General features: G+C 60.2%; 13 protein-coding genes. 11 read left to right on the forward strand and 2 right to left on the reverse strand.

Annotated elements, in window-relative coordinates:
• Position 1 precedes the first annotated feature (1 nt).
• The 3 genes from leuC (at position 2) to BCF11_RS23625 (ending at position 2633) form a co-directional block, all read left to right on the forward strand.
• Positions 2-1426: a 3-isopropylmalate dehydratase large subunit gene (leuC, locus tag BCF11_RS23615; protein ID WP_098496903.1), complete on the forward strand. Its 1425-nt coding sequence runs from the start codon at positions 2-4 to the stop codon at positions 1424-1426.
• Entirely contained in the window at positions 1419-2060 is a 642-nt protein-coding gene (gene leuD, locus BCF11_RS23620) for a 3-isopropylmalate dehydratase small subunit (RefSeq protein ID WP_098496904.1), read from the forward strand. The genes leuC and leuD overlap by 8 nt, the downstream gene beginning before the upstream one ends.
• Positions 2061-2132: 72 nt before the next feature.
• Positions 2133-2633 carry a GNAT family N-acetyltransferase gene (locus tag BCF11_RS23625; RefSeq protein ID WP_158229264.1) on the forward strand — a complete coding sequence of 167 codons (501 nt, stop codon included), beginning with the start codon at positions 2133-2135 and terminating at the stop codon, positions 2631-2633.
• Here the strand turns inward: BCF11_RS23625 and BCF11_RS23630 are convergent.
• The gene (locus BCF11_RS23630; RefSeq protein ID WP_098496906.1) at positions 2599-3168 is read right to left on the reverse strand and encodes a GNAT family N-acetyltransferase; all 570 of its coding nucleotides are present in this window, start codon (positions 3166-3168) and stop codon (positions 2599-2601) included. The genes BCF11_RS23625 and BCF11_RS23630 overlap by 35 nt on opposite strands.
• 179 nt (positions 3169-3347) lie before the next feature.
• The gene (locus tag BCF11_RS23635; RefSeq protein WP_098496907.1) at positions 3348-3671 is read right to left on the reverse strand and encodes a 1,4-dihydroxy-2-naphthoate prenyltransferase; all 324 of its coding nucleotides are present in this window, start codon (positions 3669-3671) and stop codon (positions 3348-3350) included.
• Positions 3672-3886: 215 nt separating this feature from the next.
• Between BCF11_RS23635 and BCF11_RS23640 the strand changes: the two genes are divergently transcribed.
• The 8 genes from BCF11_RS23640 (at position 3887) to BCF11_RS23675 (ending at position 11679) form a co-directional block, all read left to right on the forward strand.
• Positions 3887-4912 carry an NADP-dependent oxidoreductase gene (locus BCF11_RS23640; RefSeq protein ID WP_098497671.1) on the forward strand — a complete coding sequence of 342 codons (1026 nt, stop codon included), beginning with the start codon at positions 3887-3889 and terminating at the stop codon, positions 4910-4912.
• 77 nt (positions 4913-4989) lie between these two features.
• Positions 4990-5283, forward strand: coding sequence for a putative quinol monooxygenase (locus tag BCF11_RS23645; protein WP_098496908.1), 294 nt, complete (start codon positions 4990-4992; stop codon positions 5281-5283).
• Positions 5284-5736: 453 nt separating this feature from the next.
• Positions 5737-7404: a peptidase S10 gene (locus BCF11_RS23650; protein WP_369827868.1), complete on the forward strand. Its 1668-nt coding sequence runs from the start codon at positions 5737-5739 to the stop codon at positions 7402-7404.
• Positions 7405-7483: 79 nt separating this feature from the next.
• A complete protein-coding gene (locus BCF11_RS23655) occupies positions 7484-7855 on the forward strand; it encodes an EF-hand domain-containing protein (RefSeq protein ID WP_098496910.1) in 372 nt (123 codons plus the stop codon).
• A gap of 249 nt (positions 7856-8104) precedes the next feature.
• Positions 8105-9649, forward strand: a complete 1545-nt coding sequence (locus BCF11_RS23660) for a DUF1800 domain-containing protein (protein WP_098496911.1) — start codon at positions 8105-8107, stop codon at positions 9647-9649.
• Between the two features lie 29 nt (positions 9650-9678).
• Complete coding sequence (locus BCF11_RS23665; protein ID WP_233212616.1) at positions 9679-10920, forward strand: DUF1501 domain-containing protein; 1242 nt, start codon at positions 9679-9681, stop codon at positions 10918-10920.
• Between the two features lie 127 nt (positions 10921-11047).
• Positions 11048-11374 (forward strand): YbjQ family protein, encoded by a 327-nt coding sequence (locus BCF11_RS23670; protein WP_098496913.1) that lies wholly within the window; start codon positions 11048-11050, stop codon positions 11372-11374.
• Positions 11375-11376: 2 nt separating this feature from the next.
• Positions 11377-11679 (forward strand): hypothetical protein, encoded by a 303-nt coding sequence (locus BCF11_RS23675; RefSeq protein WP_098496914.1) that lies wholly within the window; start codon positions 11377-11379, stop codon positions 11677-11679.
• Positions 11680-11712: the final 33 nt, after the last annotated feature.

The following is an 11712-nucleotide window of genomic DNA, read 5'->3' on the forward strand; positions in this document are numbered from 1 at the left end:
CATGCCACATCGCACACTATATCGAAAGCTGGTCGACAGCCGCACCGTCGCCGTATTGGATGAGCAGCACGTGCTGCTGTATGCCGACCTGCACATCATGAACGAATACACCAGTCCGCAGGCATTCAGCAGCTTGCGCGCCAGTAATCGGACCGTGCTGCGGCCGCGGCAGCAGCTTGCCGTGGTGTCGCACATCATCCCGACCCATCCGGTCAGCATCGAGCAGCGCGTGATCCTCGATCCGGCCTCGGCGCTGCAAGCCAGCAACCTCAAGCGCAACTGCCGCGAGTTCGGCATCAAGCTGTTCGATACCAACGATGAAGAACAAGGCATAGAGCACATCATCGCACCCGAACATGGCTGGATCCGGCCCGGCATGGTGGTGTTGTGCGGCGACAGCCATACCACCACCTACGGCGCGCTGGGCGCCCTAGGATTCGGCGTCGGCACTTCTGAAGTGGAGCACATCCTGGCGACCCAGACCCTGGTCTACCGCTTGGCGCAAGATATGCGCATCAGGGTCGACGGCGCGCTGCCGGTGGGCACATCGGTCAAGGACCTGATCCTGCTGATCATCGCCCGCATCGGCGCCCAGGGCGCGCGCGGCTACGCCGTCGAGTTTGCCGGCACGACGATAGCGGCGCTGTCAGCCGAGGCGCGCATGACTTTGTGCAATATGGCGGTGGAGGCCGGCGCCAAGGCGGCCTTGATCCGGCCCGATGAGACGACTTATGCCTATATCAGGGCGAAGGCGCAGGATCTTGGCGAGCACGGCTTTGTGCGGGCGCTGGGCGACTGGCAGCAGTTATATTCAGATGAAGATGCCGTGTTCGATATCGAACATATATTCGCCGCACAGGAAGTCGCGCCGTTTGTCACCTGGGGCACCAGTCCCGACCAGGCGATTGCAGTCAATGCCTTGATTCCTGATCCGGCGCTGGCAAGCGACGAACAGGTAGCGGCAACCACGGCCCGGGCCCTGCAATACATGGGTCTTTCGGCCGGAACCGCAATTGCCGGCCTGCCGCTAGACCGCGTCTTCATCGGCTCCTGCACCAATGGCCGCATCGAGGATTTGCGCATTGCCGCCGCCATCGTCGCCGGCAAGCGCGTCGCCGCCACGGTGCGGGCGATGGTGGTGCCCGGTTCCGGCGCGGTACGACGCCAGGCCGAGCAGGAAGGCCTGGCCGCCATCTTCATCGATGCCGGCTTTGAATGGCGCCAGCCGGGATGTTCGATGTGCCTGGCAATGAACGATGACGTGCTGGCGCCGGGCGAGCGCTGCGCCTCCACCACCAACCGTAATTTCGAAGGCCGCCAGGGCAGGGGTGGCCGGACTCATCTGATGAGTCCGGCGATGGCCGCCGCCGCCGCCATCAGTGGCTGCATCAGCGATGTCCGCGCACTGGAGAAACAGCATGCCTGACAACAAACGCATCGAAGGCATTGCCGCGCCGCTGCCGATCGATAACCTAGATACCGACCAGATCATGCCCAAGCAGTTCTTGCGCACGATCAGCAAGGAAGGACTGGACCGGGGCGTGCTGTTCGACCTGCGCTTTCATCCGGACGGCAGTCCCAGGCCGGATTTTGTGCTGAACCGCCCCGAGTACAAGGGCGCCATCATCCTGATCGGCGGCTCCAATTTCGGCTGCGGTTCCAGTCGTGAGCATGCTGTATGGGGCTTGCAGCAATTGGGAGTGGAAGCCGTCATTGCCCCCAGCTTTGGCGAGATTTTTTTCAGTAATGCGCTGAATAACCGCTTGCTGCTGATCGTGCTGGAGCATGACCGGATTGCCTTGCTATTGAAGGCATTGGAGAGCAATTGGCAGCGCCTGCTTATCGACCTGGAACAGATGCAGCTGTCGTGCGGATCGCTGGTATTCGGTTTTACGCTGGGCGAGCGGCACAGGAAAATGATCGTCGAAGGGTTGGATATGGTGGGTGCAACCTTGCAAATGCTGCCGCAGATTTGCGCTTTCGAGAAAAGCCATGAAGCGGCTTGTCCGTGGGCCAGGGTGCTGCCGACAGATGAAGACAATCATGGGCAGATTGCATGATTTGCGTTAGCATCGCGTAGGAGGCGTCGCGGGGCGCCAGTTGAAAGCGAATGCTACGCGATGAAAGAAACCATGTTCAGCATCATGCCGATCCGTGCCGAGCACGCTCCGCAATTCCACCAAGTGCTGGACGCAATCGCACGCGAGCGTATTTATCTCGGACAGACAGAAGCGCGCTCGCCGGCCTGGGTCAGCAACTTTGTCGCCAACAACGTCAAGAACGATTGTGCACAACTGGTTGCCCTGCACGGCGAGCAGATGATCGGCTGGTGCGACATCCTGCCCCATCCCTTGCCAGGCTTCGGCCACGGCGGCACGCTCGGCATGGGAGTGATCAAATCCTGGCGCGGCCAAGGCGTCGGCCGGGCCTTGCTGGCGGCAACTATCGAAAGCGCCCTGAGGCGCGGCATTACCCGGGTCGAGCTGGAGGTGTATGCTGGCAATGCCGCTGCGATCGGGCTTTACCGGAAACATGGCTTCGTCGAAGAAGGCGTGAAGCGCAAGGCCAGGTTCCTGGATGGACGGTATGACGATGTCGTCATGATGGCGTTGCTGGTCGGGATGGATTGCTGACGTAGTTTTTGTCAGCTTCCCAATCGCTGCGCAACAACGAATACACGTTCATGTCGATATGCTTGCCGCGTATGAAAGCGGCGCCTCGCGCCACGCCTTCCTTTTGATAAGCGCATTTGACCGCTACTTTTTCAGAAGCGATATTGAGAACGTCCATCTTGATTTCAAGGCGATTGATCATGAGGGATTGGAACAGATAGCTAGTCAAAAGCCTTACCGCTTCGCTGGTCATGCCGCTTCCCCGCTTGTCCACCGCAAACAGGATATAGCCTATTTCCCGTGCATTGAAATAGGGACCTGCCTTGAAATGCCATATGCGTCCCAGTATGCGGTCTTCTTTGTCGACAATGAGGAAACGTTCATCATCGCCTGAAGATCCGCCAGTGGCGTCGATGCTTTTTTCAATCGAGGCTGGCGCAAACAGGCTGCTGGGCAGATATTCTCCGCGCGCCTTCAAGTCATTCATCAAGGGCATCAATGTTGCGAGGTCGCTTTTGCTGGCGTGCCGGATATTGATCGTGCTGCCTTCTATCATTGTTTTCCTTTTTGAGAATGCTGCGTTTCTACTGAGTGGCGTGATGTTTTCCCATATGGCGTATTCAAGGCCTATGCAAGGCGAACAACAATATCCTGGTCAATACGCATGGGGAGGCTGGCGAGATTTTGTGGCAACGGGTGCAATTTCAATACCGTTTATATGATTTGTCCGGTGCGCTAGCCGGCAAACAGCGCGATTATGAAAAAAAGCGCCGCTGCCAGCGGTGCAGCCAGCACAAGCAACTCGGCCACATTTTTTCTGGTTGACGGCAAAGGGAGGCGCCGGAACGCAACGATGCCCAAAGTAAGCGCTGCAGCTGACAGTACTGCGGCCACAATTGCGGCGAGCGCATATATCGAAAATATTGGCATGCCGCATGTTGACAGCGGATAGGCATTTTCGAGTTGCGCCTGCTGGCGCCAGGCCCATCCAACTGGAAGAAGCCAGGCGCTGGCGAAAACCGTCCAGGAAGCACGTCGGTAACTAAATAGCTGCCTCAACCAAAATCTCCTTGGCAAAACCGGATTAGACCTCGGCGAATTGCAGGCGACGCGGAGGTTTTTAAGTGTTGCTATTTTATAATATACGATACCTCTTGAGTTGATGTTGATCGATCTCTTTAGACAACTGCCGTCCAGTCGGCTTTATGCCCGAGGCCAGCGCAGCTTTGGCAATTTCGCTACACTGTCAGGCCAACAGCAACCAGGCTTCCAACATGCAAAACACCTACCAGAACCGCCAGTGGTTTTACGTCAAGCGTCCGGATGGACGGGTCAGCAATGATCACTACGAATTGCGTGAAAGCGAACTCGACGGCAACCTGGCGACCAATGAAGTGATCCTGCGCGCCAAATTCATCAGCGTCGATCCGTATATCCGTATCCAGCAGCACGAGCGCAATACCTACGATGTGCCGCATCCGCTGGGGATCGTGCAGCGCGCCGGCGTGGTCGGCGAAGTGGTTGCTTCGGCCAGCCCTCTGTATCAGGCTGGCGACTGGGTATCGGCCTATAGCGGCTGGCAATTGTATGCGCGCTGTCATCACAGCGAATTGACTAAGCTCGATCCCGGCGCTGCGCCGGTTTCCACCGCGCTCGGCGTGCTGGGCATGCCGGGCCGCACCGCCTGGTTCGGCCTGACCGAAGCCGGTCGTCCGCGTCCGGGCGATACCTTGCTGGTGTCGGGAGCCGCCGGTGCGGTCGGTTCACTGGTGGCGCAGTTCGGCAAGCGGGCAGGGTGCCGCGTGATCGGCATCGCCGGCGGCGCCGAGAAATGCAAGTTCCTGACCGAGACGCTGAAGCTGGATGGCGCCATCGACTATCGCGCGCATACGACGCCTGAAGCATTGAGCGCTGCGATCCAGGCGGCTACCGGCGGCGTCGATATCTACTTCGACAATGTCGGCGGCCCTATCACCGATGCAGTCATCCCGTTGATCAAGCGGCGCGCCCGCATCATCATCTGCGGCGCCATCAGCCAGTATGATGGCGGCCTCGATACGCCCGACCTCGGTCCGCGCTTCCTGCAGCATATGCTGTTCCAGCGCGCCACCATCCAGGGCATCCTGGCGCGCGACTACACCAATCGCATGGATGAGATGCTAGCGATCGTGGCGCCCTGGGTGAAAAGCGGCGAAATCGTGTTCCAGGAGACCTATGTCGACGGTTTCGAACAGTTGCCGGATGCGCTCAACAGTCTGTTCGAGGGCAAGAATATCGGCAAGCTGCTGGTGCGCGTCTGATAGCTTGATTCAGCAGCATTGCAATGCGTACGGGGACGGCTAAACTCTAGTTCCATGCATATCAGCGGGAGGTCGACATGGCTAATCTGGGTCTATTCGTCAGGCTGGAAGCCCGGCCGGGAAAAGAAGCCGAGGTCGAGGCATTTCTGCACGACGGCTTGGCAGTTGTGCAACAGGAGCTGGCGACCACCACCTGGTACGCCATCAAGCTGGGACCGTCCACCTACGGCATCTTCGACACTTTTCCTGACGAGGCGGGCCGTCAGGCTCATCTCAACGGGCGGGTAGCCGCTGCGCTGATGGGCAGGTCGGCCGAACTGTTTTCGCAGCCGCCAGCCATCGAAAAAATCGATATCCTGGCGTCGAAGTAATCGGGAAAACGGATTTCCAGATGGTTCGCCGCATTCGCCGCGGCTGATCTTCCTTTGCCGGTCGCCGGCCTCCGCGCTCAGCACTACGTCCCAATTGAAACTTTCCTTGAAGAAATGTATTTTTGTAGTATACCTTTCAGGTGGCGGGGTCGAATCTCACTCGGTTTATTGACGCGGTGAGATTCGCCGGCCAGGTCGCATGATCTTGCGGCTGCCTATCCAATCTGCATCCATCCATGAAGCACCGAAGCGGTCGCGCGGACAGAGTTCGTCTGTTCAATTGCAAAAAGGGAGAATAGCAACAGCTTGCCGGCAGCAACCAGGAGACTACCTGGCGCAGCAAGCGATGGCGAAGTAACGGTAGCGCTTTTGTCAGTCAAATCACCCGGTTGTGCCGCCGTCAGGCGGTACGTCTTTAACAAGAAAGGGCAAGAGATGAAAACAGATCGTCCCATGAATGCCAGTACTCCCCCTCGAACAATCCGAAGCACCATATTCGCGGCGGCGCTGGCCGCAGGATTCTGCGCGATTTTTTCCACGCCGGCGGCGGCCGAAGTGTTCCCGCCTGACCAGCCCTACATGGATAACACAGCCTACGCATTCGGCCCTGCTGACGGGTTGGCGGCGTCGATTGTCAACGAGAAGGCGGCAGTCGCCTACCATCAGCTGACCTATCGCGAAAGCGGCAGGCGCGTGGACTACATCACCACTACCGGACACCTGACCGCGGCCGACGCCAGCGGCAAGCCTGAAGCGTCGATGTTCTACGTTGCCTATACCGCAAAAAACCACTGGCCGTGGCCGCGTCCCGTCACGTTCTTCTACAACGGCGGACCGGGATCTTCATCGATCTGGCTGCGCCTGGGTTCTTTCGCGCCGAGCCGGGTCGCCACGCTTGATCCGTACACCACCGGCTGGCCTAACTTCCCGCTGGTGGATAACCAGGAGAGCCTGATCGACACCACCGACATGGTGTTCATCGATCCGCCGGGCACCGGTTTCTCCGAGGCGGTCCTGCCGAATACCAATCAAACGTTCTGGGGCGTCGACCAGGATGCCGGCGTGATGCGCGATTTCATCCTGCGTTATCTTGCGGTCAATCCGCGCCCGCATTCGCCGATCTACTTGTACGGCGAATCGTACGGCACACCGCGCACCGATGTGCTGGCGCCGTTGCTGGAACAGGCTGGCGTGCGTTTGAGCGGAATCATCCTGCAGTCCTGCATCCTGGATTACAACGATCAATATCCAAGCGCAGCGGATCTGCAGCGGGCCACCGACTACACGGTATCGCTGCTGCCAGGCTATGCCGAAGTAGCGGCATTCTTCGGCCAGGTCACGCCGCCGCCGTCCGGCGTACGTAGCTTTGCCCGGCGCATGCGCGACTTCTCGACCGATCGTTACGCGGAGTTCCTGCCTTACGGTCCGACCTTCCTCGGTCTGGCAAATCCGCCGGTATTCCCGACACCCGCCGTGTATGCGCAAATGTCGAGCCAGAGCGGCATCAACGTGAGCGCTTTGCAAGCCTATCTGGGGCCGAACTCGCTCAACACCACGCTGGTGCCAGGCTACACCATCGGCGGCTATGACGGCCGCGTGTCGGCGCCGAACGGCAGCCCGATGCTGGTGGGCGATTCCGATCCATCCGATGCCTTGATCGCCAAGCCGTTCCCGGCGATTCTCAGCCAGCAGCTGCCGGACTACCTGAAGTACACGGCGCCGAACACCACCTACGTAACCTTGAGCAATAGCGCCAACAGTAACTGGGATTTCAGCCATGGCGGGCTGCCGGTGCCGGATACGCTGCCCGACCTGCTGGCCGAAATCACGCTTAATCCGCACATCAAGGTGCTGGTTGAAAACGGCTACCACGACCTGGTTACGCCATTTTTCATGACTGAGAAAGATCTGGGACGGCTCAAGAGCGTTCCCGGCATCCGGCCCGACATCCAGGTGACGCATTATGCCGGCGGCCACATGATCTACCTGGACGACAACTCGCGGCCGCGCATGAAGGCCGACCTGGTCGATTATTACCAGGGCAGGCGGATAAGGGGCGCCATGCGCTTCGCCGAGCTGCCGGCGCCGTGGTCGGATATGGGGCCGGCGGGTACGCCTTAGGCACGTGAGGCAATACGCGGAACCCGCGCCGACGGCGTACGGATCGTACTATGATGAAGAAAGGCGTATAGGAAATCCTATGAAAAATACATTTTATCTGATGGTATTTGCCCTTTGTGCAACGGCCGGCTTGGCGCATGCGAGCGATACAGCTGCCACTCCGGCCGGAATTGCGAAACATGGCGTGGAAGGTCCGTTCTTCCCGGCAGCGCGGCCGGCGGCGCCAGCCGCGGCGGCATCCACCGGCGACACGCTCAAGGCGCAAGCCATGAGCCGTTTGAAGTCGAATTTCGATGCTGCCGATGTCGCCAAGACGGGCACGCTGACCCAACAGCAGGCGCAAAAGAGCGGCCTGGGCTATGTGGCTAACAATTTCGGCAAGATCGACGTCAACAAGTCTGGCAAGGTGACATTCGACGATGTGAAGCAATATCTGCAGTCGCAGCCGTAGAGAGCGGGCTCCCGGCGAGGGAGCCGACAGGAAAAGCGCAGCCGCCCGATTGGACGGCTGCGCTTTTTTCTGCCGCCGTGTTCCGGGTGAGGTTTTTGTGCGCTAACGTAACTTAATGTTGTCTTTACAGCTCGTTACAACCGATACATCTAGGTGGTGGCAGAGGCCTATCTGAAATGCGTTAATGTAGTTAATACAAGAGACATGTCAATTGCTCCCAATCCTGATCATTCCTGCCGGTGACCGTCCATGAAATTACCCATCCGCTTCGCCGTACTTACACTGCTGTCGGTCAGTGCCCTGGCGGCAACGGCCGCGCCCTTGTCCAGCGATCAGCAGGCCTTGCATGTACTGGACCGGCTGGGCTACGGTCCCAAGCCGGGCGATATCGACAGGGTCAAGCACATGGGCGTCGAGCGCTACATCGACAGCCAGCTGCAGCCGGAAAGCATCCCCTTGCCGGCCGCGCTGTCTCAGCGCTTGAGCACGCTCGACGCCAGCAACGCCAGCGCTGGCGAAGTGCTGTCCGAGTTCCTGGCGGTGCGCAAGGTCGCCAATGACGGCGACGACGCGGCCAAGCAAAAGCGGCGCGAAGTGGTCGGCAAGATCGTCGAGCAGAATGCCGAAGCCAGGATCGCCCGCGCCATCGACAGCCCGCGCCAGCTGGAAGAAGTGATGGTCGATTTCTGGTTCAACCACTTCAATGTGTACGGCGGCAAGGGCCTGGACCGGGCCCTGATCGGCAGCTACGAGCGCGATGCTATCCGTCCTTATGTGCTGGGCTCCTTCCGCGACCTGCTTGGAGCGACCGCCAAGCATCCGGCCATGCTGTTCTATCTGGATAACTGGCTGTCCACTGGCAACGATTACCAGGCGCGGCCATTCAGGAAGGGCGCCGCCCAAGGACAAAAAGCCAAGGCCACCGGCCTCAATGAAAACTATGCGCGCGAACTGATGGAGCTGCATACGCTGGGCGTGGACACCGGTTACACCCAGAAGGACGTGACCGAACTGGCGCGCATGCTGACCGGCTGGAGTTTCGAGCCGCGCGAGCTGGCGCGCAACAACCGTACTTTCCGTTTCGACGCGCAACGGCACGACATGGGCGACAAGGAATGGCTGGGCCATCACGTCGGCGCCCAGGGCCAGGGCGAGGGGGAATTCGCGCTGGACGTGCTGGCCATGCATCCAGCCACCGCCCGCCACTTGAGCTATCAGCTGGCGCAGTATTTTGTGCTGGACAATCCGCCGCCGCAGCTGGTGGAGCGCATGTCCAAGCGCTATCTTGAAACCAAGGGCAACATTCGCGAAGTATTGCGCACCTTGTTCCACAGTCCTGAATTCATGGCCGCCGGGGCTGTCGGCGCCAAGTTCAAGACGCCTTATCAGTATGTGATTTCGGCGGCGCGTGCCGGCCAGATGCCGATCACCAATGTCCGTCCTTTGCTAGGCGCCTTGAACCAGCTCGGCATGCCGCTGTATGGCGCGCAAACCCCGGACGGCTACAAGAATACCGAAGCGGCATGGCTCAATCCTGATGCGCTGGCGCGGCGCATCACGTTTGCTACCGCGCTGGCAGCCGGGCGCTTGCCATTGAACAAGGCTGCTGGTCAGGACAATAACGTCGCGAATGCGCCTGCCGCTACAGCTGCCGAGCCGCCGCTCGACGCCAAAACCTTGCTGAATACGCTCGGTCCGGCGATTTCGGCCAAGACGCGCGCCACCATCAACAATAACCCAGCCGCCTTGCGCGCCGCGATGGTGCTCGGCAGCCCGGATTTCATGCAGCGTTGAGCCTTGACCAGATTGAATGCCAGGAGAACATGATGGACCGCAGAAATTTATTGAAACTGATGGCGCTGACAGGCAGCCTGGTGATCCCGGTCGGCCGCCAGGCCTGGGCCGCGGTCGGCGACGACAGCCAGGCTACCAGGCGCAAGCTGGTGGTGGTGATGCTGCGCGGCGCGGTCGACGGCCTGAATGTGGTTGCACCATACGGCGACGCCAACTACGCGCGCCTGCGCCCGACCATCGGCCTGGCGCGGCCCGGGCAGGACGGCGGCGCGCTGGATCTGGACGGCTATTTCGGCCTGCATCCGGCATTGGCTTCCTTGCAAGCGCTGTGGGAACAAAAGAAACTGGCTTTCATCCACGCCTCGGGTTCGCCGGACGCCACCCGCTCGCATTTCGATGCGCAGGATTATCTTGAATCCGGTACGCCCGGCAGGAAATCGACGCAGGACGGCTGGCTGAACCGTTTGCTGACGGTCTTGCCCGGCACTGCAACGCCGACCCGGGCGATCAGCATCGGTCCGCTGATGCCGCGCATCCTCGGCGGCCGGGCGCCGGCCACCAACCTGGCGGCGGGCGCTGCAGGCACCAAGCAATCGATACTCGACCGGCCGCAGATCGGCAGCGCTTTCGACCAGATGTATCAGGGCAGCGATAAATACGCCAGCGCCTACCAGGACGGCCGCGATGCGCACAAGGAGATCATGACGGCTTCCATGCAAGATGAAATGCAGGCCGCCAATGGCGGCGCGCCCTTGCCGAACGGCTTCCCAAACGATGCGGCGCATCTGGCCAAGCTGATGCGCAACGATCCCAAGATCCAGATCGCTTTCGTGGCGCTGGGCGGCTGGGATACGCATGCCAACCAGGGCAACGGCAAAGGCCAGCTGGCCAACCGGCTGGCGCCACTGGGGCAGGGGCTGGCGACGCTGGCGCAAGGCCTGGGACCTATGTTCGACGACACCACCATTGTGGTGATGTCTGAGTTCGGCCGTACCGCACGCCAGAACGGCAACGGCGGCACCGATCACGGCCACGGCAATGTGATGTGGGTGCTGGGCGGCGGGGTTGCCGGCGGCAAGGTGTACGGCGACTGGCAGGGGCTGGGCGAGGCCCAGTTGCATGAAGGACGCGATCTGCCGGTCACCACGGATTTCCGTTCGGTGCTGGCGCAGGTCAGCGAACGCCATCTGCGCTTGAGCGACCAGCAACTGGTTCAAGTATTCCCGGCGATGCCAGCGGCCAATCCCGGACTCAATTTCCTGCGCAGCTGAATCCCTCCTTTGCAGTATTTCCCTTTTTTGCTCAGGCCACAGATCATGCTGGCTTGAGCAAAATTGTTGCCGCCTGCTTGCTGCAGTCAATTACAATTGAAATCCAGCAACACGCAAAGAGGGAAACATGCTCGTCGTTACAACAGAAAACATCTCCGGTTATCGCGTCAAGGAAGTCAAAGGCCAGGTATTCGGACTGGTGGTGCGCAGCCGCGGGCTGGCCGGCAACATCATGGCCGGGCTGCGCTCCATCATTGGCGGCGAAATCACGGAATACACACAATTGCTGGAAGAAGCACGCCGCCATGCGGTCGACCGCATGGTCAAGAACGCCCACCGGATGGGCGCCAACGCCGTGGTGATGATGCGCTTCGACTCTTCCGAAATGGGCCAGACCATGAGTGAAATCGTGGCCTACGGCACGGCCGTGATCATCGAACCCGTGGCGCCCTGACCATGTTGCGCCTGGCCTTGCTTGGATTCGCCGTACTGCTGACCGGCGCCGGCATCTTTTGCAATATCCGCGGCGCGCCGGCGGCGTTTCCATTGACCACCTGGGGCTTGATTCTGGTGGTCGCGGTGCTGGCGGAGCGCTGGCGCTATAAGCGCAAGCACCTGGCTGACGACGGTCCCTGGCAGGAAACCGGGGAACGCTTCGTCGATCCGGAATCAGGCCGCCTGATGACCGTCCAATACAGTCCGACCAGCGGCGAGCGGCGCTATGTTGCCGTCGGCGAAGATCCCGAGATCGCGCCATAATATGGCAAGGGCGCTGGCAAGCAGCGCCGCCGC

This window comes from Collimonas sp. PA-H2, from assembly GCF_002564105.1.
In the GTDB taxonomy this organism is placed as follows: Bacteria; Pseudomonadota; Gammaproteobacteria; order Burkholderiales; family Burkholderiaceae_D; genus Collimonas.

Coding starts and splice junctions, on each gene's coding strand:
- BCF11_RS23655 (WP_098496910.1), top strand. CDS start 7,484: ATGAAAAATACATTTTATCTGATGGTATTTGCCCTTTGTGCAACGGCC.
- BCF11_RS23650 (WP_369827868.1), top strand. CDS start 5,737: ATGAATGCCAGTACTCCCCCTCGAACAATCCGAAGCACCATATTCGCG.
- BCF11_RS23625 (WP_158229264.1), top strand. CDS start 2,133: ATGTTCAGCATCATGCCGATCCGTGCCGAGCACGCTCCGCAATTCCAC.
- BCF11_RS23665 (WP_233212616.1), top strand. CDS start 9,679: ATGATGGACCGCAGAAATTTATTGAAACTGATGGCGCTGACAGGCAGC.
- BCF11_RS23645 (WP_098496908.1), top strand. CDS start 4,990: ATGGCTAATCTGGGTCTATTCGTCAGGCTGGAAGCCCGGCCGGGAAAA.
- BCF11_RS23675 (WP_098496914.1), top strand. CDS start 11,377: ATGTTGCGCCTGGCCTTGCTTGGATTCGCCGTACTGCTGACCGGCGCC.
- BCF11_RS23630 (WP_098496906.1), bottom strand. CDS start 3,168: ATGATAGAAGGCAGCACGATCAATATCCGGCACGCCAGCAAAAGCGAC.
- BCF11_RS23660 (WP_098496911.1), top strand. CDS start 8,105: ATGAAATTACCCATCCGCTTCGCCGTACTTACACTGCTGTCGGTCAGT.
- leuC (WP_098496903.1), top strand. CDS start 2: ATGCCACATCGCACACTATATCGAAAGCTGGTCGACAGCCGCACCGTC.
- leuD (WP_098496904.1), top strand. CDS start 1,419: ATGCCTGACAACAAACGCATCGAAGGCATTGCCGCGCCGCTGCCGATC.
- BCF11_RS23670 (WP_098496913.1), top strand. CDS start 11,048: ATGCTCGTCGTTACAACAGAAAACATCTCCGGTTATCGCGTCAAGGAA.
- BCF11_RS23640 (WP_098497671.1), top strand. CDS start 3,887: ATGCAAAACACCTACCAGAACCGCCAGTGGTTTTACGTCAAGCGTCCG.